This window comes from Methylobacterium sp. J-043, assembly GCF_022829505.1.
Classification (GTDB): domain Bacteria; phylum Pseudomonadota; class Alphaproteobacteria; order Rhizobiales; family Beijerinckiaceae; genus Methylobacterium; species Methylobacterium extorquens_A.
This window is the reverse complement of record NZ_JAKSYB010000028.1, coordinates 32,014-55,200: the sequence shown is the minus strand read 5'-3', so window position 1 is coordinate 55,200 and position 23,187 is coordinate 32,014. Positions and strand designations below refer to the sequence as shown.

The following is a 23,187-nucleotide window of genomic DNA, read 5'->3' as shown; positions in this document are numbered from 1 at the left end:
TTCCCGAAGGGATCATCCCTTTGGGATCCCGATCTTCAAGCCGGTTGCAGAGCACCGAGCGTCCCTGATGGGGCCCGCAGAACGCGTCGTAGCAGCCCGGCGAGGACGAGGCAGACCAGCACTTCACTCGTGATCGCCACGCCGAGCAGGCCCTCGATGCCGAACCCGCGCACGGCCGGATAGACCAGCGCGAGGTTGAGGGCCGCTGCCACCGCCGTCGCGGCGAAGACCGCGCCGGTCCGCTCCAGAGCGCGAAACGCGCAGATCTGCGCGAAGGATACGAGCGAGACCGGAAACAGCAGCGAGTACCACGCCACCACCCAGGCATAGGCCGCCATGTCGGGCCCGAACGCCGCCGCGAGCAGGCTCTTGCCGGTGAGCGCCAGCAGCGCCGTGAAGCTTAGGCCCCCGGCAAGGCCAATGGCGGCGGTGAGGCCGATGACCGGCCGCAGACCGGCCAAGCCGCGTTGCGCCAGCGCCCGGCCGGCGATCGGCGGGACGATGTTCTCGAGGGCGTCGCGGATCAGGTTGAGAACCCCGAGAATGCTCTGCGCCGCGCGCAGCACGCCGATCAGCGTCACGCCGAGCAGGGCGCCGGCGACGAGCAGGCCGCCATAGCCGCTCAGCCACTGCATCAGCCCCGTGAGCACCAGCCAGCGTCCGGAATGCCACTGCCGCCGGCTCGCCGCGCTGAACTCGCCCGCCCGCCATGCCAGCTTCCCTCGGAATGGGATCGCGCAGAGGCAGGATAGGGCGGCCGAGGCCGCGACGACCTCCAGGGCGCGGGTCGGCGAAAGCATCCCTGCCCGGCTGAGCAGGATCAGGCCGGCGAGCTTGATCCCCTGGTTGAGCGCATCGATCCCCAGAACGACCGGCGGCCGTCCGCGGGCGAACAGGTAGCGGCGGCAAAAGTCCTGGGCGAGGTGGGCGGCGCAGGCCGCGCCCGCCGCGAGCCCCAGCGCCCGGTCGCCGAACGCCAGAGCGAGCCCGATCGCGACGGCAACGCCGGCGAGCGCCAGGAAGGCGGCTTCGTGAACGAGGACGATGGCGTAATAGGCCGGCCGCGCCTCATCGCCCAGGCCCGGCCCGATGCTGATCATCGGGCAGACGATGAGGCCGAGCTGCAGGCTGATGGTGAGCAGCACCGCGATCCAGGCGGTCGAGAACAGGCCGAAAGCCTCGAGGCCGAGCGCGTGCGCCAGCACGATGGTGGTGGCGAAGTTGCAGGCGCTCACCAGCGCCTGATCGGCCACGGAGAGCGCCGGGCCGGTCACCCCTCTCCCGAGAATGCCTCTCCTGAAAACCGCACGGCGGGCGCCGTCTAGGGCACGGAGGTCGCGCGGGGGGGCAGGTATGCTTGGTCCGGGCAAGGGCGGTCCAGGGAAGAGCGGTCCAGGGAAGGGCGAGGCGATGGAAAAGCCGGCCGGAAGGATGGCCCGGCGACCCTAGACGAGGCCGGTCCGCGCACCACGCGGACATCGGGAGGGGCGGCGACGATTCCTCGATCGTTCGGGGTACGTCGGAAGTACGGGCCGGCGCGCTCCCGATGCGCCGCCGGCCTCGATTGTCAGGACGCGAGCCGCCCGCAAGACTTCGCCCCGATCGAACCGGTGGAGATTGTCGATGGGCGGATGTTGATGGCAACGACAACGACCATCCAGGCCCTGTCGCGGGAAAGCCGCCTCGCGGAGTTGTTCCTGGCGGCGCTCGGCATCGCGTTTGCCGGGTACATGATCTTCGGCAAGAGCTTCGCCTATCTCGGCCTGCCGCCGCTCTATGCCGGCGAATTGCTGTTCCTGCTGGGGCTGCTCGCCGTGCTGCGGGCGCGATCGGGCATCAACCTTGCGGCCGGGCTCGCCACCGCACCGGCACTCTGCCTCGCCGCCCTGATGGGCTGGGTGCTGCTGCGGACGCTCACGGGCTTGCGCGAGTACCGGGTCGATGCCCTGCGCGACGGTGCGGTCGCGCTCTACGGCGGTTACGCCTTCGTCCTGATCGCCCTTCTGCTCGACGATCCGCGGCGGCTCGGGACCCTGCTGCGGATGTTCCGCTGGCTCGCGCGCATCGTGATCCCGCTGGCGATCATCGCCTTCATCCTCGGCGACGTGCCGTTCTTTGCCGCGCGGGCCGGCGAACTCTCGGCCCATCTGGCCGGTGCCTGCGTCCTGGCGCTGGTCGGCCTCGTCCGGGTCGGGCCGGGTTGGGTCGCCTTCGTCGGCCTCGGCGCGGTGCTCGCCGCCGCGCAGAACCGGGGCTCGATGCTGGCGATTGCAGTGCCGGTCTGCCTCGCCCTTCTGGCGGTCGGTCAATGGAAGCGGATGGCCGCCACGCTGATCCTCGGCGCCGGCCTTCTGGGCGCCGCCGCCGCCCTCGATGTCGAGGTGGAGCTGCCCAACAGCGACCGGCCGGTGAGCGCGGCGGCGGTGGTGAACAACATCGTCAGCATCGTCGCCCCGAGCAGCGGCGGCAACCTCGACGACACCAAGCAGTGGCGGCTGCGCTGGTGGAACACGATTCTCGGCTACACCGTGCATGGCCCCTATTTCTGGACCGGCAAGGGCTTCGGGCCGAATCTGGCCGAGACCGACGGCTACGTGGTCGGGCTGGAGAATGGCGGGCCGACCCTGCGCAGCCCGCACAGCATCCACATGACCTACCTCGCCCGCGGCGGCGTGCCGGGCCTCGCCCTGTGGCTCCTCACCTGCGCCGTCTGGATGGCGGCCATGATCGCCGCCTTCTGGCGAGCGCGGCGGATGGGCGAGCGGAGATGGGAGGGCTTCTTCCTGTTCATCGCCTGTTACGTCGCCTCGATCATCATCGATGCGAGCTTCGACGTCGCCCTCGAGGGGCCGATGCTGGCGATTCCGTTCTGGACGCTGATCGGCATCGGCATCGGCGCCGCGATGATCTTCCGGGCGGAGGCCGCCGCCCTTCCGCCCGACACGCCGTTCCGGCCCGGACGGGCGCGGGGAATGTCCCTGGCGACGCTCGCCGCTCTCGCGCTCCTCGCCCCCTGGCCTCTTGCGCCCGCCCGTGCCGAGGAGACCCGCCGCACCCTCAGCGACCCGTCCGGCCCCTGCCTCGTGCTGCGCGACGTCTCCGACCGTACGATCGAGGGGCTCGACCTCGGGCCGTGCGGTGGCGAGGGGGTGCGGATCGAGCGCTCGCGCAACGTGACGATCCGCAATCTCACGATCCGCGACACCGGGAATGTCGGCATCTACATCGAGGGCAGCGAGGGCGTCCTCATCGAGGAGAACCGGATCGAGAACACCCTCTCGGGCATCCGCGCGCTCTCCTCCACCGGGGTCGAGGTTCGCTGCAACAACGTGCGCAACGTGCGCGGGCCGATCCCGGCCGGCCAATTCGTGCAGTTCGACAAGGTGACGGGGCCCGGCAACGGCATCTCTTGCAACATTGGCGAGAACGAGCCCGGCCGCGGCGTGCCGGAGGATGCGATCAGCCTGTTCCAATCGCGCGGTGAGGCGGGCCGGCCGATCCTGGTCAGCCGCAACCGCCTCGTCGGCGGGGGCCCGAGCCAGTCCGGCGGCGGGATCATGCTCGGTGACGGCGGCGGCGCCTATCTGGAAGCACGCGACAACCTGCTAATCGATCCGGGCCAGTACGGGATCGCGGTGGCGAGCGGCAGCCACATGACCATCGCCGGCAACGTGGTGATCGCCCGGCCGCAGCTCTTCACCAATGTCGGCATCTCGGTCTGGAACCAGTACGCCGAGCCCTGCCACACCGTGACGGTGAGCGGAAACAGCGTCGATTGGCGCGCCCGCACCGGCCGGTCCAACCCGTGGTGGGACGCCAAGAACTGTGCCGGCACGCTCTGGACCCTCAACCGGACGCTGCCCCTCGATCCGCAGCGCGAGACCGCAGCTCAGCCGGCCTGCGCCTGCCGGACGGCCGGGCGTACCGCCGAATCCCCCGCCCTCTCCAAGACCCCGAAGGAAGCCGTGCGATGAGCGACCCGGTGCAAGGCTCCGTCGAGGCGGAGCGCCCCGACATCGTGGTGCTGGCGCTGGCGCGCAATTGTGCGGCCACCCTCCCCGCCTTCCTGCGCTTCCTGTCCTGCTTGAGGGCGGCGGGGCTCGATTGCCGCGCCCTTGTCGGCGAGAACGATTCCCGCGACGGCACCGGGGCCCTGCTCTGGGCAGCGCAGACGCGGGGCGAGCTCAGCCATGTCCCCACCGCCTTCATGGCCGACATCCGCGGCCGGCTCGCACGGATGGCCCGGGGCCGCGAACACCTCAAGCGGGTGCTCGACGGACAGGGACCGGCGCCTACCTATGTCTGTGTCGCCGACATCGACAACGTCATGGCGCGCCCGCCCGAAGCGGGGGCGGTTCTGGCGGCGCTGGCCAAGCTGGAGCGGCCGGGCCTGTTCGCCATCTCGGCGGCCTCGCAGCCGCACTACTACGATCTGCTCGCCTACGAGGACGAGGCGGTAAGCTACGAGCACCTCCTCGACGACATCGCCCGCCACCGCCGTGGGGCGCTCGGCTATTACCGCTTCTTCTCCGACACGATCTATCCGGCGCAAAGCGCCCTGACGCGGGAGCGCGAGACGACCTGCCTTTCCGCCTTCAACGGCCTGACGCTCTACCGCGGCGCGGATTACCGGCTCGGCTCCTATCTCGACGACGATTACGCGCGCTGCGAGCACCTCACCCTCAACCGCCGCATCGCCGCCGCCACCGGCCGGCGGATGCTGGTCGATCCGGGCCTCGTCCTGCGCACCCCCGGCGACCACGCCCAGCGCGGGTTTCTCTCGTTCTATGCGAGCCGGGTGCGGAAGATGGCGGTGGCGCGGCTGCGGGGGTGAAGGGATCCGCCCGTCGCGGAGTTGGGGGCGGCTCGGGAAGAGTCCCTTCCGGCCAAGCCCCCTCAGCTTCGGCTGCTGCCTCGCCACGCTCCCCGACGCCGGGAGTGGGGAATCAACGGTTCACGAAAACGACCAACCGGAAACCGCATCCGGCACCTGAGCGACGTCCAAATCCGCTATCCCGAAGGGATCAGCTGAATTTGGCATGAAACCGTCATTTCCTCACCGGCACGCCCTTCGTGGTGAACCGCTGCCCGCCACCCGCGGAGCGTACCGGGCGCGGCTGGCCTCGCCCCGCGCCCACGCCTGTTCCCGGCGGCTGCGAGAACGGCACCAGTTGGTCCGGCCTCGGCCCGATGAGATCCGCGCGGCCCATTTCTCGCAGCGCCTCGCGCAGCAGGGGCCAGTTCTCGGGGTCGTGGTAGCGCAGGAACGCCTTGTGCAGCCGGCGCTGGCGCATCCCCTTGATCGCGTCGACGGGCTCGCTGCCGCCGCGCCGCACGCCCTGCAGCGGATTGATCTCGGTGTGATACATGGTCGTGGCCGTCGCCATGGGGGATGGCAGGAACGTCTGGACCTGATCGGCGCGGTAATCGTTTTTCTTGAGCCAGAGCGCGAGATTCAGCATGTCCTCGTCGGTCGTGCCCGGATGCGCTGCAATGAAATACGGGATCAGGTAGTATTTCTTGCCGGCCTTCTTGGCGGCGGCGTCGAACATCTCCTTGAAGCGGTCGTAGGTGCCGATGCCCGGCTTCATCATCAGGTCGAGGGGGCCGCGCTCGGTGTGCTCGGGGGCGATCTTGAGACGGCCGCCGACATGGTGGGTCACGAGCTCCTCGACGTATTCGGGGCTCCGGACCGCGAGGTCGTAGCGCACGCCGGAGGCGACCATCACTTTCTTGACGCCCTTCACTTCGCGGACCTTCCGATAGAGCCGGATCAGGTCGTCGTGCGAGGTGTTCAGGTTGGGGCAGATGTCCGGGAAGACGCAGGACGGCAGCCGGCACGCCGCCTCGATCTTCGGGTCCTTGCAGGCCATCCGGTACATGTTCGCGGTCGGCCCGCCGACATCCGAGATCACGCCGGTGAAGCCCGGCGTCTTGTCGCGGATCCGCTCGATCTCGCGCAGGATCGAGCCCTCCGAGCGATTCTGGATGACGCGGCCCTCGTGCTCGGTGATGGAGCAGAACGTGCAGCCGCCAAAGCAGCCGCGCATGATCGTCACCGAGAACTTGATCATGTCCCAGGCGGGGATCTTCGCGTCGCCGTAGGACGGGTGGGGCGCGCGCGCGTAGGGCAGGTCGTAGACCGCATCCATCTCGTCGCTGGTCAGCGGGATCGGCGGCGGGTTCAGCCACAGGTCGCGGTCGCCGTGGCGCTGCACGAGCGGGCGCGCATTGCCGGGATTGGCCTCCCGGTGCAGCACCCGCGAGGCGCGGGCATAGGCTTCCTTGTCGTCCTTGACCTCGTCGTAGGCGGGAAGCCGGATCACGGTGTCGCCGGGCCGGCGGGCGGCGGCCTCGTCCGTCGAGTCGAGATCGTCGGCGGGCAGCTCGGTGTAATGCTCCGGCACGCGGCGGAACAGGGCGACGCCCCGGACGGATTCGAGTTCGTGCGGCGCCTCGCCGGCTGCCATGCGGTTGGCTACCTCGACCACGGCGCGCTCGGCATTGCCGTAAAGGAGCAGGTCCGCCTTCGCGTCGGCCAGGATCGAGCGTCGCACCTTGTCGGACCAGTAATCGTAATGGGCGATCCGGCGCAGCGAGGCCTCGATGCCGCCGAGCACGATCGGCACGTCCTTATAGGCCTCACGGCAGCGCTGCGTGTAGACGATGGTGCAGCGGTCCGGCCGCTTTCCGCCTTCCCCGCCCGCCGTGTAGGCGTCGTCATGGCGCAGGCGACGGTCCGCCGTGTAGCGGTTGACCATCGAATCGAGGTTGCCGCCGGTGACGCCGAAGAACAGGCGCGGCTTGCCGAGCGCCTTGAACGGCTCGGCCGACTGCCAGTCGGGCTGCGCGATGATGCCGACCCGGAACCCCTGCGCTTCGAGCAGCCGGCCGATGATCGCCATGCCGAAGCTGGGATGATCGACGTAGGCGTCACCCGTCACCAGCACGATGTCGCAGGCGTCCCAGCCAAGCGCCGTCATCTCGGCGCGGCTCATCGGCAGGAATGGCGCAGCCTTTCCGGGGGGCGGTTTGCAGGCCAAGGGAGCCAGGGATCGCTCGGTTGAAGCTCGGAGTTCCATGGGGTCCATCCATAGGCCGCCAAGGCCGCGAGCTCAACGAAGGGCAAGCGGGCCATCCGTCGCCCCTTGATCCCGAGCCTGCGCGATGCCCGGGCCCGGCGTTGGCCCTCAGGCCGAAAGCATCACGGCTCGGGCGGGGCCTTCGGGTTCTTCTCGGTGCGGTCGCGGTGGGCGGCGGCGCGGGCGAGCAGCAGCATCGTCACTGGCGTGGTGATGGTGATGAACAGGCCGATCAGCACGTCGCGCAGGACAATGTGACCCTCGATCAGCGACAGCAGCAGCATCGAGCCGGCCAGGATCAGGAAGGCGCCGAGCGTGGCCCCGAGGGTCGGTGCGTGGACGCGCTCGTAGAAGGTCTTCAGGCGGATGAGTCCGAGCGCACCCGTCAGCGAGAAGCCGGCCCCGGTCAGCGCCAGCGCCACGACGATCCAGGCCGCCCAGGCGGGCAGGTCGGCACCGGTCACTGGATCACCTCGCCCTGCATCAGGAACTTGGCGAGCGCCACCGTGGCGGTGAAGCCGATCATGCCGAGGATCAGCGCGCCCTCGAAATAGAGCCCGCTGCCGGTGCGCATGCCGTGGACGACGATCGCCAGCATGCCGTTGAGGTAGAGCGTGTCGAGGCCGAGGATGCGGTCCTGGGCGCGGGGGCCGCGCAGCATCCGCCACGCGGCCAGCGCCATTGCCAGCACCAGCATGCCCTGGGCGAGGCCGAGGCCCCAATCGAGGATGGCGGCGGCGCTCACGCGAAGATCTCCATCAGGGGACGCTCGTAGCGGTCCTTGACGCGGCGGACCCAGCCCTCGCTGTCGGTGTCGTCGAGCAGGTGCATCAGCAGGCGCCCGGAATGGGAATCGTACTGGACCCAGAGGGTGCCGGGCGTCGCCGTCAGGATGATCGACAGCACCGACAGGCCGAACGGCGTCGTCATGTCGAGGGGGATCGAGACGAAGCCTGTCCGCCGCTCAGCCCGATGCAGGCCGAGGATGATCCGGGCCACGTCGATGTTGGAGCGCAGCATGTCGTAGAGGACGATGAACAGCAGCCGCACGGCGAGGCCGGGGCGGCGGACCCGCACCGGCCTCGGGCGCAGCGCCCGCATCACCGCCGGCACGATGAGCCCGACGAGGAGCGCGAGCAGCACGTTGCCCGGCGTCGGCGGCGCGTTCAGCAGCAGCCATACCAGAATGAGGCCGGCCGAGAGGAAGGGGTGGGGCAGAAACGCGTTCATGAGCGTGATCCCGCCTCGCCTTTGCCGGTATCAAGGACGGCGCGGACGTAGTCCTGCGGCTGCGACAGCCAGCGCACGGTGGCCTCGGTGTAGGCGAGCGCCGGCCCGCCCCAGAGCGCGAGCCCGATGCAGGCCGCGAGCAGGACGCTGAGGCTCGCCAGTTCCGGCGTCCGCAGCACCGGCGGCGGGTCGTCGTGGGGCACCCACAGGCTGAAGATACCGAGCCGCACCAGCGGAATCAGGGTGCCGAGGCTGGAAAGCGTAAGCGCGCCGATCAGCCACCAGGCCGAGGCAGTCATGGTGTTCGAAGCCAGCCCCGAGAACATCGCCAGCTTGCCGACGAATCCCGCGAGCGGCGGGATGCCGGCGAGCATCAGCGTGCAGATGAGGAAGCCGCCGCTGAGGATCGCCACCGTGGCGGGGATCGCCCGGCCGACCTCGACGGCGTCGGCATCGTCGAATGGATCGCGGTACTCGTCGGCAAAGACGGGTTGGGCCGCGTCCGCCGGGTCGCGGCTGCGCTGAAGGATCTCGGCGACCAGGAACAGGGCGCCGGCGGCGAAGGTCGAGCCGAGGAGGTAGTAGAGCGCGCCCGAGAGCGCCGCCGCGCTGCCGGTGCCGAGTGCCGCGAGCACCGTGCCCGAGGAGATCATCACCGCGTAGCCCGCTGCCCGCGTCAGATCGCGCGCGGCGAGAAGGCCGATCGTGCCGAAGGCGATGGTCGCGAGGCCTGTGGCGAGGATCCAGCCCTGGCCGAACCCTTCCGAGGTGCCGTCTCCGAACAGGAGCAGACTCAGGCGGATCACGACGTAGACGCCGACCTTGCTCAGGATCGCCAGGATCGCCGCCGCGGGGGCGGTCGCGGCGGAATAGGTGGTCGGCAGCCAGAAGCCGAGGGGCCAGGCGCTGCACTTGATGAGGAAGGCGATGCCGAGCACGGCGCAGCCGACCTCGAACAGGGCGGCCTCGGCGGGCGGGCTCGCGAGCCGCCGGGCGAGGTCGGCCATGTTGAGCGTGCCCATGGTGCCGTAGATCAGGCTGACGCCGATGAGGAAGAACAGCGAGGCGACGAGGTTGACGGCGATGTAGCCCAGCCCCGCCCGGATGCGGGTCTCGCCCGAGCCGTGCAGGACGAGGCCGTAGGAGGCCGCCAGCATCACTTCGAAGAACACGAACAGGTTGAACACGTCGCCGGTGAGGAAGGCGCCGTTCACCCCCATCAGCAGCAGCAGGAACAGGCCGTGGAAGCGCGGGCCCGCCCGGCCCCAGCGCGCGAAGGAGAAGACGAGGGCAGCGAGCCCCAGCACGCCGGCCAGCGTCAGCATCACGGCCGAGAGCCGGTCGGCCACCAGCACGATGCCGTAGGGCGCGGCCCAGTTGCCGAGGCGGTAGACCTCCGGCGCCTCGGCCGCCCGGCCGACGAGGGCGAGGGCGATGCCGAGCAGCACCAGAACCGTGGCGAGACTGATCGCCGATTTCAGGCGGTGGCGCCGCTCGTCCATCAGGAACATGAAGCCGGCCGCAGCGATCGGCAGCACGATCGGCAGGACGACGAGGTGGTCGGACCACAGGACCGCGCCGGGGCCGCTCAGGAGAGGCGCGTTCATGGATGCGGGTTCTCCGGCGTCGGTTCGGCGTGATGCGGCTCCCGGCCGTCGACGTGATCGCTGCCGGTGATGCCGCGGGCCGCGAGCAGCACCACGAGGAAGAGCGCCGTGAGCGCGAAGCTGATCACCAGCGCGGTCAGCACCAGCGCCTGCGGCACCGGATCATCGACCGAGACGGTCTCGGGCCCGGCCCCGAGCACCGGCGGCGCGCCGACGGTGAGCCGGCCCATGGCGAAGATGAACAGGTTGACGGCGTAGCTCAGCAGCGAGAGCCCGAGCGCCACCTGGAAGGTGCGTGGGCGCAGCATCAGCCACACGCCGGAGGCGGCGAAGAGGCCGATCCCGGCCGACAGCACGATCTCCATTACGCCGTCTCCTCGCCGGCCTGTTCGGCGTCCGACTCCGCGCTGCGAGTGCGGCGCAGGGATTGATGGGCGAGCGCCACCAGCATCAGCGCGCTCGCGCCCACCACGAGAATCATGATCCCGAGATCGAACACCAAGGCGCTGGCCGCCGGCACCTTGCCGATGAGCGGCAGCTCCCAATAGGCGAAGTAGGCGGTGAGGAAGGGCCGCCCGAACGCCCACGAGGCCGCCCCGGCGCCTACCGCGATGAGCAGGCCGAGGCCGATCCACAAGATCGGCTGGATACGCAGGCGCTCCTCCACCCACTGCGCGCCGCAGGCCATGTATTGCAGGATGAAGGCGATGGTGAGCGCGATGCCCGCCGCGAAGCCGCCGCCGGGCAGGTCGTGCCCGCGCAGGAACAGGTGCAGCGACAGGAGGACGATGAACGGGAACAGCCACGTCATCACCACCCGCGGCACCATCAGGGCGTCGGCGGTGGTGTCGCCGGGTTTGCGGCCCTCGCGGGCCCGGTCGTAGGCGTCGTGGTGGTGCTGCTGCTTGGGCCGTTCCAGGCTGTCCGGAGCGGGGCGGAAGCGGCGCAGCAGCGCGAACACGGTGAGTCCGACGACGCCGAGCACCGAGATCTCGCCGAGCGTGTCGAAGGCGCGGAAATCGACCAGAAGCACGTTGACGACGTTGCGCCCGCCCGCCTGCGGATAGGCTTCCTCGACGAACCAGCGCGCGATCCCGTCGCCGGCCGGGCGGGTCATCACGGCGTAGGCGAGGCCGGCGAGCCCGAGCCCGGCAAAGCCGGCGATGCACAGATCGACGATGCGGCGGCGGCGGGCCCGCGCCTTCTCGGCGGCGGGCGCGGGAATCGCCGCGTCGCGCTTGGGCAGCCAGCGCAGGCCCAGCAGCAGCATGACGGTGGTGACGATCTCCACGAGGATCTGCGTCACCGCCAGGTCCGGCGCCGAGAGCCAGAGGAAGGTCAGGCTGCTGACGAGCCCCGCCCCGCCGACGAAGATCGTCGCCGAGAGGCGGTGGTACTTCGCCCGCTCCGCCGCGCCGATCGCGCAGGCGCCGCCGACGAGCCACATCAGCGCGAAGGCGGGATCGAACGGCGTCAGCCGGCCCGGCGCGAAGAGGTCGAGCCCGCGGGCGATGCCGGTCGCCAGTGCGGCGAGCAGGGCAGCGAGGAACAGGATGCGCAGTTGCGGCTGAAGACGCTCGGCGCCGAAGGCCCGTTCCAGAACGCGGGCGCCCTTGGTCAGCCCGGTCATCGCGCGCTCGAACAGCCAGCCGCCGTCGAGCCGGTCCATCAGCCAGGGGCCGCCGCGGGGGTTGGTGTTGATGCGCTTTCCGAACAGGACGTACAGCAGCACGCCGCCGACGAGGGCGATCATGCTGAGCGCCAGCGCCGCGTTGAAGCCGTGCCAGATCGCGAGGCTGTAGGTCGGTGTCTTGTCGCCGAACACCGCGCTCACGGCGCGCTCCAGGGCCGGGCCGATGGTCAGGTTCGGGACGAGGCCGATGGCGATGCAGGTGAGCACCAGCATCTCGATCGGGATGCGCATCCAGCGCACCGGCTCGTGCGGCGTCTCCGGCAGGTCGTGCGGGGGTGGGCCGAAGAAGGTCTGGCGGATGAAGCGCAGCGAATAGAGCATGGTGAAGGCGCTGGCCAAGGTCGCCAGCACCGGCAGGGCAAGATGGATCGGGTGGTCGCCCATGTTGTCGACCGCCTCGGAGAGGAACATCTCCTTCGAGAGGAAGCCGTTGAGCAGCGGCACGCCGGCCATCGCCGCGGCGGCGACCATGGCCAGCGTGGCCGTGTAGGGCATGGCACGCCACAGGCCGGAGAGGCGGCGCATGTCGCGGGTGCCGGTCTCGTGGTCGATGATGCCGACCGCCATGAACAGCGAGGCCTTGAAGGTCGCGTGGTTCACCGTGTGGAAGATCGCGGCGACCACGGCGAGCGGCGAGTTGAGGCCGAGCAGCAGCGTGATCAGCCCGAGATGGCTGATGGTCGAGTAGGCGAGCAGACCCTTCAGGTCGTGCTGGAAGATCGCGCTCCACGACCCGACCAACAGGGTCGCCATGCCGGCGCTGCCGACGATCCAGTACCACGCGTCGGTGCCGGCCAGCACCGGCCACAGACGGATCATCAGGAAGATGCCGGCCTTCACCATGGTGGCCGAGTGCAGGTAGGCGCTGATCGGCGTCGGCGCCGACATCGCCCGCGGCAGCCAGATGTGGAACGGGAACTGCGCCGACTTGGTGAGCGCGCCCATCAGCACCAGCACCAGGGCCGGCAGGTAGAGCGGGCTGTTGCGGATCGTGTCGCCCGAGGCCAGCACGGTGGCCAGATCGTAGCTGCCGACGATGCGCCCGATCAGCACCGTTCCGACAAGGAGGCACAGGCCGCCCGCTGCGGTGATGGTGAGCGACATCCGCGCCCCGTCACGGGCTGCGGCGTTGTCGTACCAGTAGCCGATGAGCAGGAACGAGACGATGCTCGTCAATTCCCAGAACAAGACGAGCTGGATCAAGTTGCCGGAAAGCACGATGCCGAGCATCGCGCCGACAAAGGCGAGAAAGTAGGAGAACAGCCGCGGCACCGGGTCGGCGGCGGCCATGTAGTAGCGCGCGTAGAGCACCACGAGCGCCCCGATGGCGAGGACCAGCACTGCGAACAGCCACGCGAGCCCATCGAGCCGCAGGACGAGGTTGACGCCGAGGCTCGGCAGCCACTCGACGGCGTGGACGACGGTGCCGCCCTCGGCCAAGTGCGGCGTGAGCGCGAGGATGCAGCCGAGGCTGGCCAGAATCACGAGCCCGGCGAGCACGGCGGCTGCGGTGCGCGCATGGCTCGGCAGGGCGCCCGCGAGAACGGAGCCCGCGAAGGGGAGGATCGCGGCGGCGGCGAGAAGGGCGTTGGACGACATCAACCCGGGCGAGATGCAGGCTCGGGAGCGGCCTGAAGGACGAAGAGGGACGGCGTGTGAGAGCAAGGCCGCTCGCCCCGGAGGGCGCAGCCTTCGCGGGTGCACTTAAGGCATGCCCGACGGTTCGACCGCAAGGGAATGACGAGGAAAAGGCGAAATCGGTCCGATGGTTGCGCGGCGTGAGAATCCGCACCTTGCCTCGAACGCACCGGAAGGCGGCCGGATGGAGGCGAGAACGGCATTCGTTGGTCATGAAAGGGCTTGGGCAATGGACTCGAGCCCGCGGGCCGGTCCGAGGAGGGGCGGGCCTCCTCCCGCAACGAAGCCTCGGGACAGGCCGTATGAATCTTGGAACCGCCGGTGACGCGCCGAACCCGTCGGATCAGGATGTGACGACGCTGGGCGAGCGGATCTGGCTCGCCACGGAAATGGCGTGCGATCCGATCTGGAATCTGTACGTGGACCGTCTCGGCGTCCAGCCGCCCCTGCAGACCGTGGGCGCCATTCTCGCCACCACCCGCGGCCGGTTCGGCCCCGAGGCGCAGACGGCGGCACTGCGGATCGCCGCCCGTGTCAGCGACGAGACCGTGCTGCGTCTGACGGAACGGCTTGTCCATGCACGGGACGCGCAGGCGGTCCTGCGCGCGCCGCGGGCCGCCTTCCTGCGCTCCCTCATGACCCTCGCAGCCGGATCCGAGGTGCCGACCTCGCCGGCCCGGATCCTGTCGTAAGGCGGGGTTGAAGGCGGGGAAGACGCAAGCGGGCATCCGCGGCGCGATCCTCGGTGTCACTCACGAAGCACCCGCCGCGCCGCCGTGACCGACGGGGAGCCGTCCGGCGGCCGGGCGCTGTTGTGAAATCTCTACAGCGGGAAGGCTGCCAGCGCCTGTTCGAGCGCCCGCCGTGCCATCTGCCGCGCGGCGGCCTCCGTCTGCGTCTCCGACTCGATGGCAGGCACCCGCACCGTCGCCGCGACCTCGACGACGTCGCGTCCCGCATCCGGCCGGCCGAAATGGACCCGCACCACCACCTGCCGCCGGCCGTCGCTCACGTCCTGCGTTTCCTGGGTCATCCGAACCGGCATCCGCGTCTCCTTCCAGGCCGTCGGCGCCCGATGCGCCCCCGCCGTCTCCGGCAGGACGAACGAATCGCGCGGCGAAGCGTTGCCTGGCCGGCGCCGGGACGGGCTGAGGCTATGGGCCGCGCGGGCGCAGCGGGATTGAAAGGACGTGGCGGGTGAACGGTTGACGATCCTCTCGTACCAAATCCGGCTGATCCCTTCGGGACCGCGGATTTGGGATCCCTCCTCAGTCGCCGCGCGGGCTTGCTGATCCGGCAAGGATCGCATGCCGCGCCCGCCGGACTCCGATCGTTTACCTTCGAAAGTCCCGAAATCTTCACGAGACGCGATCACTCTGTCCCCTGACGGGCCTTCGATCCCGATTTGATACGTCTTTTATCGGGCACATACTTTGCGGAACCCGGCAGAGTTCAGTCCTCGGCGGCTTCGGCTGTCCCGAGGTGGAGCGATGACGCGGTGACAAGCCAGCGCGTGCGCAGCGCTGGAATCCAAATCGGGTCAGAGACCTCGACGATCGATCGCAGACGGGACCAAGTCATGGACGCCAGAAAAGCTCCCAACGTCGTCATCATCGGTCTCGGTTATGTCGGCCTCACCCTGTCCGTTGCGCTCGCGCGCCGCGGTGTCCAGGTCTACGGCATCGAGAAGCGGGCCGATGTCGTCGAGAAGACCAATGCCGGCGTTCCGCATTTCGCCGAAGTCGGGCTCAAGGCCGCGCTCGCCGACGTCGTGAAGAAGGGCCGCTTCGTCGCGAGCACCACGACGCAGGATGTGCCGCAGGCCGAATACTACATCATCACCGTCGGCACCCCACTCTATCCCGGCTCACACGAGCCGCGCCTCGACATGATCGAGGAGGCGACCCGCGAAGTCGCCGAGCACTTCTCCGACGGCGCGACGGTGATCCTGCGCTCGACCGTGCGGATCGGCACGACGACGGGCGTGGTCAAGCCGATCCTCGACCGCACCGGGACCCCCTACCACCTCGCGATGTGCCCCGAGCGGACGCTCGAAGGCGACGCAATGCGCGAACTCATCAACCTGCCGCAGATCGTCGGCGGTGAGACGCCGGACGCCTCCGACGCGGCCGCCGCCCTGTTCAGCCGCCTGACCCACACCATCGTCCGGGTTGCGAGCCCGGAGACGGCGGAGATGATCAAGCTCGTGGACAACACCTCGCGCGACGTCCACTTCGCCTTCGCCAACGAGGTGGCGCGGGCCTGCGACGCGCTCGGCATCAACGCCAACGACGTCATCCGCTACGGCAAGCTCGGCTACACCCGCACCAACGTCGCAGCACCCGGCCTCGTCGGCGGGCCCTGCCTGGAGAAGGATCCGCACATCCTGCTCTCCTCGGTGTCCGGCAAGGGCGTGAACCTCGAAATCACCGCCGCCTCCCGCCTCGTCAACGAGCGCCAACCCGCGGAGACGGTGGGCAGCCTTATCGAGCGGCTGCGGGCGCGCCGCGCCGGACCGTTCAAGGCGGTGGTCGCGGGCCTCGCCTTCAAGGGCCGCCCGGAGACCGACGACCTGCGCGGGTCGATGTCGCTCCATGTCATCCGCGAGATGATGGCGAGCGAGCAGTTCTCCGAGATCCGTGTCTATGACGGTGTGGTGCCGATGGACCACATCCGGGCGATCTCGTCGGGCCTGACGCCTTACGACACGCTCGCCGCCGCCTGCGAGGGCGCCGACGTGCTGGTGATCGCCAACAACCATCCGGAATATTCGAAGATCGATCTGGAAACGATCATCGGTACGATGTCGGACGACGCTTTCGTCTACGACTACTGGAACAACCTCAGCGAGATGCCGGCGGAGGTTCTGGAAAATCGCTACGTCACCGTGGGCAACCTCGTGGGTAAGTTTCAATGAGCAGACTGGCTGTCACCGGGGCGGGCGGATTCATCGGCGCACACCTCACCCGCGCGCTCCTGGCCGAGGGGCACGAGGTCGTCGCGATCGACAACTACATCCGCGGGCAGGCCTCGCGGCTCGCCAACGCGCCCGGCGCGATCGAGCGGGTGACCCTCGACGTGCGTGACAAGGATGCGCTGGTCGAGGCGCTCCGGGGCGTCGAGTGCGTGTTTCACCTGGCCGCCGTCAACGGCACGGAGAATTTCTACACGCAGCCGCAGCTCGTGCTCGATGTCGGCGTGCGCGGCGCGCTCGCCGTCTCGGAAGCCTGCATCGAGGCCGGCGTGCCCGATCTCGTCGTCGCCTCCTCGGCCGAGGTCTACCAGACCCCGCGTGTGGTGCCGACGGACGAGACCATCGAGATGGTGATCCCCGACTCGCTCAACCCGCGCTACTCCTACGGCGGGTCGAAGCTGATCTCGGAACTGATCGCCTTCAACTATTGCCGCGACAAGCTGCGCAAGGTCCAAGTCTTCCGCCCGCACAACATCTACGGGCCGGATATGGGCTGGAAGCACGTCGTGCCGCAGCTCATCGAGAAGATCGTCGCTGCCGGTGACGGTGGGTCGATCACGCTCCAGGGCGACGGCAGCGAGACCCGCGCCTTCTGCTACGTGAGCGACGTCGTGGACGGCATCGTCCGGATGTGGCGCTCGGGCGAGAGCATGAACGTCTACCATATCGGCTCGATGGAGGAGGTCGCGATCCGCGATCTCGCCCGGATCACTGCTGAGGCGCTCGGCACCCGCGTCGATCTCGTCGCCGGTCCGGCTGCCGCCGGGGCGACGCCGCGCCGCTGCCCCGACATCGGCAAGATGCAGGCGATCGGCTACGCGCCCTCCGTCTCCCTGGTCCAGGGCATCGAGCGCACGGTCGCGTGGTACCGGCAGAACCCGGCGCCGACCGATTCCAATCCGCTTCTGTAAGGGCCGACCGATGTACAGTTTGGCGGGCAAGACCGTTTTCGTGGCCGGACATCGCGGCCTCGTCGGCAGCGCCCTGGTGCGGCGGCTGGAGGGTGAGGGTTGCGAGATCCTCACTGCGACGCGGGCAGAACTCGACCTGTGCGATCAGGCCGCCGTGCGTGCCTGGATGCGAGATCGGCGGCCCGACGCGGTGTTCCTGGCCGCGGCCAAGGTCGGCGGGATCCTCGCCAACGCGACCTATCCGGCGGACTTCCTCTACGAGAACCTGATGATCGAGGCCAACGTCATCGAGGCGGCCTTCCGCGCCGATGTCGGCAAGCTGCTGTTCCTTGGATCGAGCTGCATTTACCCGAAATTCGCCGAGCAGCCGATCGTCGAGTCGAGCCTGCTCACCGGCTCGCTGGAACCGACCAACGAGTGGTACGCGGTCGCCAAGATCGCCGGGATCAAGCTCGCCCAGGCCTATCGCCAGCAGCACGGCCGCGACTTCGTTTCGGCCATGCCGACCAATCTCTACGGGCCGGGCGATAATTTCGACCTCAATTCCAGCCACGTCCTGCCCGCCTTGATCCGCAAGGCGCACGAAGCCAAGCGCAACGGGGCCGAGGAGATGGTGATCTGGGGCACCGGATCGCCGCGCCGGGAGTTCCTGCACGTCGATGACTGCGCCGATGCCTGCGTCCACCTGATGAAGACCTACTCGGAGGCCGAGCACGTCAATGTCGGCTCGGGCGAGGATATCCCGATCTACGACCTGACCCGCCTCGTCTGCGACGTCGTCGGGTTCGAGGGGGAGATCGTGCGCGATCCGAGCAAACCCGACGGCACGCCGCGCAAGCTGATGTCGGCGGATAAGCTGCGCGGCCTCGGCTGGGCACCCAAGGTTCCGCTGCGGGACGGCGTCGCCGCGACCTATGCGTGGTTCCAGGAGCACGTCGCCGATGCCTGAGATCGAGGGAAGCCTGCCCATGAGCGATGCCGTGGCCATCCCGGCGTCCGGGCCCTACGCGCTTCGGATCAACCGGAACGATCCCTATCTCGTCCAAGCGGATGGGCCGGCGGCGCACCGTCTCCCGGCGACCCGCATCCTCGGCGTGCCGGTGAGCGTCATCGACATGCCGTTTGCTGTCCGTACCCTCATCGGCTGGGCGCGGGCGCGGCGCACCAGCATGGTCTGCGTGCGCGACGTGCACGGCATCATGTGCGCCCAAGACCAGCCCGACCTGAGGGCCGCGCACGAGCGGGCGAGCATGATCACCCCGGACGGCGCGCCGCTCACCATCATCAGCCGGTTCTTCCGCGCGCACGGCACCGGCCGCGTGCCGGGCCCCTCGCTGATGGAGGAGATGTTCGCGGCCACGCAGAATACCGGAATCCGCCACTATCTCTACGGCGGCAAGGAGGGCGTGGCCGAAGAGGTCGCGGCGAATTTCGCCCGCAAATATCCCGGCAGCGAGGTCTGCGGCCTCGCCTGCCCGCCCTTCGGCGCTGTCGCGCCCGATCTCGACGCGCGGCTCACCGATGCGATCAAGGCGGCCGAGCCGCACATCGTCTGGGTCGGCATGTCGACGCCGAAACAGGACATCTGGATGAACGATCACCTCGACCGTTTGCCGGGCATGGTGCTGATCGGTGTCGGCGCCGCCTTCGATTTCCATTCCGGTGCGGTGAAGCGGGCGCCGAAGCTCATGCAGGTGCTCGCGCTCGAATGGCTGCACCGGCTCCTGAGCGAGCCCCGGCGGCTATGGCGGCGCTACCTCGTCATGGCACCGGTCTTCCTGTGGAAGATGGCGCGGCAGCCCGAGCCGCGCCGGTCGTAAGGAGCCGTCCGTTGCGCGTCCTCATCGTCCACAACCACTACCAGATCCGGGGCGGCGAGGACGCGGTGGTGGAGCATGAGGCCGCAGCCCTCGCGGGCGCCGGCTGCACGGTCGAGACGCTGGTCTTCCACAACGACGAGATCCGTACGCCGCTGGACCGCCTTCGCACGGCGTTCGAGGCGCCGCACGCGCCCCGCGGCGTCGCTCGCGTGGTCGAGGCGGTGGAGCGCTTCCGGCCCGATGTGGTCCATGCCCACAACACCTTTCCGCTCGTGTCGCCCGCCATGCACGGGGCGGTGCGGGCGCTCGGCCCGGTGACGGTGCAGACGCTGCACAATTTCCGTCTCGCCTGCGCCGGCGCCATGCTGATGCGCGACGGCGCCCCCTGCGAGACCTGCCTGACCGGCTCGTCCTACGCGGCGGTGCGCCATGGCTGCTACCGCGGCTCGCGGCTCGGCACCTTTGCCGTCGCGCGTATGATCGACCGGCACCGCCGCACCGGCACCTGGACGCGGGATGTCGATGCCTTCGTCGCGCTGACCGAGTTCGCCCGCGGTCGTTTCATTGCGGCCGGGCTGCCCGCGCACCGCATCTTCGTGAAGCCCAACGGCCTGCCCGATCCGGGGCCGCCGGAGGAGGGCCCGCGCGAGGGAATCCTGTTTGCCGGCCGCCTCAGCCCCGAGAAGGGCGTCGAGATCCTGAAGGAGGCCGCTGCACGCCTTGCCGCACCGGTCGATGTCGCGGGCGAAGGCCCGCTGCGCGAGATGCTGGAGGGGGCGCCGGGGCTCAATCTGCTCGGCGCCCTGCCCCGTGCGGAGATGCGGGCGCGGATGGGCCGGGCGCTCGCCCTCGTCGTGCCCTCGCTCTGGTACGAGGGTCTGCCGATGGTCGTCGCCGAGGCCTATGCGGCCGGCACGCCGGTCATCGCCTCGCGGATCGGCGCGCTCGCCGGTCTGGTCGAGGACGGCGTGACGGGCCTGCTGGTGACACCGGGCGATCCGGCCGAGCTTGCAAGGGCCATCGAGCGGCTGCGTGCCCGGCCCGAGGAAGCCCGGCGGATGGGCGCGGCCGCCCGTGCCGCCTACCTGCGCGACTGGACCGAGACGGCGACGACCGCCACGCTGCTGACGGTTTACCGGACGGCGCTCGCTGCGCGGATGCGGGACAGGCGCGCCATCGCGTGAAGACGTGTGAACCCGGTTCGGTCGTGCCCGCACGAGCAGGTCCGAGGATCATCGCTGCGGATCCCGCCCGACCTCTCTTTGCGAAAGCATCCTTCTGGATATCGGATCGATGAGGATGCTCTAACTTATTGTTGCTGAACTATCTTGTTCCGAAAGCCGGCAACCACCTTTCGGGATGATGCTCTAATCCAGCGACAGGTAGCGCCACCGCTGCTTTTCGAGTTCGGACAACACCTTTTCCGGTTCGGGGCCGTCTTCGTACGGGGCGTTCTTGAGTTCGTGGAGAAGGAACAGCATGGCGAGCAATCCGACGACGACCGCACCACAGATCACCAGCGACAGGCTCGTCATCGTTCCCCGCTTATCGTTACGCTTTTGTTAACCCAAACTACGCCCGGCCGAAATGGGATTGCAAGCGGATCGGTGTTCGCTTTTCGCGTGTGCGGAGGGCAAGCGGGCAGGATCACCGGCAGGCCATCAGGCTGATCTTGGCCGCCATCACCCGGCAGCCGGCGGGGGAGAATGCGCCCTCGTGGCCGAAGCCCGGAACGCTGACGCTCTCGCCATTCTCGGCATAGGCCTGCCAGCCGAGCAGCGGGTCGAGCGCGGGGCCGACCGGAACGCTCTCGCTGCGGACGATCAGCACCGGCCCTGAATGGGGGCGCGGCTCGTAGGACAGGGCGAGCGCGTCGAGTTCGTCCGTCAATTGCCAGAACGCGTCCTCCGGGCTCGGGGCGGCGAGCCCCACCTGGTTCAGGGCGCGCCGCAACCCGCGCCAGGCGCGATGCGAGCGGAGCCAGAGATGGGCCCGCGAGCCGAGGTAGCCGATGCCATCGCGGCGCACGTGCCGGATGAGCGCGGCGAGCCGGCCGCGCCGGTAGGCAGCCATCACCCGGATGCGCGCGAGCGGCTCGAGGCGCCTGACATAGCCGGGCTCCCAGCAATCGATGAGGACGACGAGGGCGACGTCCCGGCCGCCCTGCGCGAACTGCCGGGCGATCTCGAAGGCGAGGACGCCCGAGCGGCAGAACCCGACGAGGCGGATCGGCCCTTGCGGCTGGGCGGCATCGATCGCATCGCGATAGGCGCCGGCCAGCCGCTCCAGGGTTTCCTCGTGGGGCGGAACCCGGCTTTCCAGTTGGAGCGTGGCGAAGGGATGGTCCGCCCCCAGGGCCTCGGACAGGGGCCGATAGAGTTCCTGGTCGGCCGCGGCGTGGTGGATCGCGGTGAAGCCGGGCCGCGCCTGCGCGGTCGGCGGTGGTTCCTGAAGCGAGCGGTGCCGCACGCCCGCCGCCGCCTCGCCGTCCAGCAACGCACACAGCCGCGCGACCGTGCCCGCTTCGAAGAACGACCAGAGCGGAACGGTCCGGCCCGTCGCCGCCTCGATCCGGGCGACGACGCGGGCCGCCAGCAGCGAGTGGCCGCCTGCCGCGAAGAAATCGTCGTCGTCGGACAGGTCGGGGCGGCCGAGCATCTCCCGCCAGATCGCATGTATCTCGGGCAGAAGCGCGTCGGGTGCCTCGCCCGCCGAGGGGGACGCCGTCTCACGGGCAGGTGCCTCATCCGTCCTCGTCCACCCGAGCGCCTTCACCGTCTCCCGGCGGCGGCCTCCCGGGGAGGCCTCCTCACGCTCGGCAGCGACCCTTTCCCCGCCTCTTCCCAGGGGGGTCGGATCGGGCAGCCGCGCCCCGACCGCCGCGCGGGCGGCCTGCTCGAAATCCGCGAGCAGGCCGGCAACGGTCTGCGCCGTGTAGAGGCCGGCATCGTACTCGCAGATCAGGCGCCAGCCGGCTTCGCTCGGCGCGAGTTCGAGGTCGAGGTCGAAGAAGCTGCCGGTGGCGGCATAGTCGAGATCGACGAGGCGGATCGGGGCCGGCTCCGCGACCGAGGACCCGCCGGATGGCGTCGCCTGGGGCGTCGGCCGCATCCGGACGTTGACAGAGACCAGCGGCGGCCGCAGCCCGTCGCGGCAGGGGGCCAGCGCCTGCACCACCCGGTCGAAGGGGGCGAGCGCGTGGTCGCAGGCGTCGAGGATCGTCCGGCGCGTCGCCGCCAGCCGCTCGGCGAAGCTCTGCTCCGCTTCGACGTGGGTTCGAAGCACCAGCGTGTTCACGAAGGTGCCGACGACCCCTTCCAGTTCGATTTCGTCGCGCCCCAGCACCTGCGTGCCGATGGCGATGTCGCTGCGCCCTGTGCGCGCGCTCAGGAGCGCGAAAAGAATGGTGCAGGCAAGGACGAAGGGGGTGGCGCCCTGCGCCCGCGCGCACGCCTCCATGCGTGCGCCGAGATCCGCGGAGAGCGGGCGGGTCTCGGCAGCGAAGCGGCGCTCCCGGCCGGGGCGGCGGGGATGATCCGGCGGCAGCTCGAACGGCGTGAGATCGCGCAAGGATTGCGCCCAGAACGCGAGGTCGCGGTCCGCCGCCTCGGCGAGGGCCGGGGAGATCTCCCATTCCGCGAAGTCGGCATAGTGCAGGGCCGGCGGCGCCAAAGATGGTGCCTGTCCCCGGATCAGGGCGCCGTAGATCGCAACGAACTCGCGGGCCAGCACCACCATCGACCAGCCGTCGCAGGCGCTGTGATGGGCGGTGACGAGCAGCAGGGAATCGCCGCGCCCGAGCCGCAGCAGCGTCACCCGCAGGAGCGACGCGCGGGCCAGATCGAACGGTTTCACGGCCTCCGACTCGGCGATGACCTGCGCCTCGTCCAGGCGGTCGCCGGGCAGGCCGGAGAGGTCGATTTCGGAGAAGGCGAGCGGCACCGTCGCGGCGATCCGCTGAGCCGGCCGTCCGCCCTCCCCGACGATCGCGGTGCGCAAAGCCTCGTGCCGTTCGAGGAGGAGGCGGAAGGCTCGTGTCAGAATCTCGGCATCGAGCCGACCGGCGATGCGCCAGCGGGCGGCGACGTGCAGACTCGGGTCGCCTGGCCGCAACTGGTCGAGCAACCAGAACCGCGTCTGGCTGTGGGAGCAGCGGGCGGTGAAGGCGTCACCGTGAACCTCGCCGGGCGCGGCCGGCGATTCCTGCGTGAAATGCCGCATTCCGCCCGCCC

19 protein-coding genes are annotated in these 23,187 nt (G+C 69.6%); 8 read left to right on the top strand and 11 right to left on the bottom strand.

The window, feature by feature from the left end; genetic code table 11:
* Window positions 1-35: 35 nt before the first annotated feature.
* On the bottom strand, window positions 36-1,274 hold the full coding sequence (locus tag MKK50_RS04310) for a lipopolysaccharide biosynthesis protein (protein WP_499020644.1): 1,239 nt from the start codon (window positions 1,272-1,274) through the stop codon (window positions 36-38).
* Between the two features lie 363 nt (window positions 1,275-1,637).
* On the opposite strand from MKK50_RS04310, the gene MKK50_RS04305 reads away from it, so the two are divergent.
* Window positions 1,638-3,974: a right-handed parallel beta-helix repeat-containing protein gene (locus MKK50_RS04305; RefSeq protein ID WP_499020642.1), complete on the top strand. Its 2,337-nt coding sequence runs from the start codon at window positions 1,638-1,640 to the stop codon at window positions 3,972-3,974.
* On the top strand, window positions 3,971-4,834 hold the full coding sequence (locus MKK50_RS04300; RefSeq protein ID WP_499020640.1) for a glycosyltransferase family 2 protein: 864 nt from the start codon (window positions 3,971-3,973) through the stop codon (window positions 4,832-4,834). The genes MKK50_RS04305 and MKK50_RS04300 overlap by 4 nt, the downstream gene beginning before the upstream one ends.
* A 214-nt stretch (window positions 4,835-5,048) precedes the next feature.
* On the opposite strand, the gene MKK50_RS04295 is transcribed toward MKK50_RS04300, so the two are convergent.
* The 7 genes from MKK50_RS04295 to MKK50_RS04265 form a co-directional block, all read right to left on the bottom strand.
* The gene (locus MKK50_RS04295) at window positions 5,049-7,082 is read right to left on the bottom strand and encodes a YgiQ family radical SAM protein (RefSeq protein ID WP_499020638.1); all 2,034 of its coding nucleotides are present in this window, start codon (window positions 7,080-7,082) and stop codon (window positions 5,049-5,051) included.
* Between the two features lie 122 nt (window positions 7,083-7,204).
* On the bottom strand, window positions 7,205-7,546 hold the full coding sequence (mnhG, locus tag MKK50_RS04290) for a monovalent cation/H(+) antiporter subunit G (protein ID WP_253368783.1): 342 nt from the start codon (window positions 7,544-7,546) through the stop codon (window positions 7,205-7,207).
* Window positions 7,543-7,827, bottom strand: a complete 285-nt coding sequence (locus MKK50_RS04285) for a K+/H+ antiporter subunit F (protein WP_253368781.1) — start codon at window positions 7,825-7,827, stop codon at window positions 7,543-7,545. Before MKK50_RS04285 ends, mnhG begins: the two co-directional genes overlap by 4 nt.
* Window positions 7,824-8,312, bottom strand: coding sequence for a Na+/H+ antiporter subunit E (locus MKK50_RS04280; protein WP_499020636.1), 489 nt, complete (start codon window positions 8,310-8,312; stop codon window positions 7,824-7,826). The genes MKK50_RS04285 and MKK50_RS04280 overlap by 4 nt, the downstream gene beginning before the upstream one ends.
* Complete coding sequence (locus MKK50_RS04275; protein WP_499020634.1) at window positions 8,309-9,919, bottom strand: monovalent cation/H+ antiporter subunit D; 1,611 nt, start codon at window positions 9,917-9,919, stop codon at window positions 8,309-8,311. The genes MKK50_RS04280 and MKK50_RS04275 overlap by 4 nt, the downstream gene beginning before the upstream one ends.
* Complete coding sequence (locus MKK50_RS04270) at window positions 9,916-10,284, bottom strand: Na+/H+ antiporter subunit C (RefSeq protein ID WP_499020632.1); 369 nt, start codon at window positions 10,282-10,284, stop codon at window positions 9,916-9,918. Before MKK50_RS04270 ends, MKK50_RS04275 begins: the two co-directional genes overlap by 4 nt.
* Window positions 10,284-13,211, bottom strand: coding sequence for a monovalent cation/H+ antiporter subunit A (locus MKK50_RS04265; protein ID WP_499020630.1), 2,928 nt, complete (start codon window positions 13,209-13,211; stop codon window positions 10,284-10,286). Before MKK50_RS04265 ends, MKK50_RS04270 begins: the two co-directional genes overlap by 1 nt.
* Before the next feature lie 341 nt (window positions 13,212-13,552).
* Between MKK50_RS04265 and MKK50_RS04260 the strand changes: the two genes are divergently transcribed.
* Window positions 13,553-13,942, top strand: coding sequence for a hypothetical protein (locus MKK50_RS04260; RefSeq protein ID WP_499020628.1), 390 nt, complete (start codon window positions 13,553-13,555; stop codon window positions 13,940-13,942).
* 131 nt (window positions 13,943-14,073) lie between these two features.
* Here the strand turns inward: MKK50_RS04260 and MKK50_RS04255 are convergent, their stop codons facing one another.
* Window positions 14,074-14,283 carry a hypothetical protein gene (locus MKK50_RS04255; RefSeq protein ID WP_253368771.1) on the bottom strand — a complete coding sequence of 70 codons (210 nt, stop codon included), beginning with the start codon at window positions 14,281-14,283 and terminating at the stop codon, window positions 14,074-14,076.
* Window positions 14,284-14,829: 546 nt separating this feature from the next.
* Here MKK50_RS04255 and MKK50_RS04250 point away from each other — a divergent pair.
* The 5 genes from MKK50_RS04250 to MKK50_RS04230 are packed head-to-tail and all read left to right on the top strand — an operon-like array spanning window position 14,830 to window position 20,139.
* A complete protein-coding gene (locus MKK50_RS04250; protein ID WP_499020626.1) occupies window positions 14,830-16,167 on the top strand; it encodes a nucleotide sugar dehydrogenase in 1,338 nt (445 codons plus the stop codon).
* Window positions 16,164-17,135 carry an NAD-dependent epimerase/dehydratase family protein gene (locus MKK50_RS04245; protein WP_499020624.1) on the top strand — a complete coding sequence of 324 codons (972 nt, stop codon included), beginning with the start codon at window positions 16,164-16,166 and terminating at the stop codon, window positions 17,133-17,135. The genes MKK50_RS04250 and MKK50_RS04245 overlap by 4 nt, the downstream gene beginning before the upstream one ends.
* Before the next feature lie 10 nt (window positions 17,136-17,145).
* A complete protein-coding gene (gene fcl, locus MKK50_RS04240; RefSeq protein ID WP_499020622.1) occupies window positions 17,146-18,084 on the top strand; it encodes a GDP-L-fucose synthase in 939 nt (312 codons plus the stop codon).
* Window positions 18,085-18,103: 19 nt separating this feature from the next.
* Window positions 18,104-18,955 (top strand): WecB/TagA/CpsF family glycosyltransferase, encoded by an 852-nt coding sequence (locus tag MKK50_RS04235; RefSeq protein WP_499020620.1) that lies wholly within the window; start codon window positions 18,104-18,106, stop codon window positions 18,953-18,955.
* Window positions 18,956-18,966: 11 nt separating this feature from the next.
* Window positions 18,967-20,139, top strand: coding sequence for a glycosyltransferase (locus tag MKK50_RS04230; RefSeq protein WP_499020619.1), 1,173 nt, complete (start codon window positions 18,967-18,969; stop codon window positions 20,137-20,139).
* A 183-nt stretch (window positions 20,140-20,322) separates the two neighbouring features.
* Here MKK50_RS04230 and MKK50_RS04225 read toward each other — a convergent pair whose 3' ends face one another.
* A complete protein-coding gene (locus tag MKK50_RS04225) occupies window positions 20,323-20,490 on the bottom strand; it encodes a hypothetical protein (RefSeq protein ID WP_499020617.1) in 168 nt (55 codons plus the stop codon).
* A 112-nt stretch (window positions 20,491-20,602) separates the two neighbouring features.
* Window positions 20,603-23,176 (bottom strand): condensation domain-containing protein, encoded by a 2,574-nt coding sequence (locus tag MKK50_RS04220; RefSeq protein ID WP_499020615.1) that lies wholly within the window; start codon window positions 23,174-23,176, stop codon window positions 20,603-20,605.
* Window positions 23,177-23,187 lie beyond the last annotated feature (11 nt).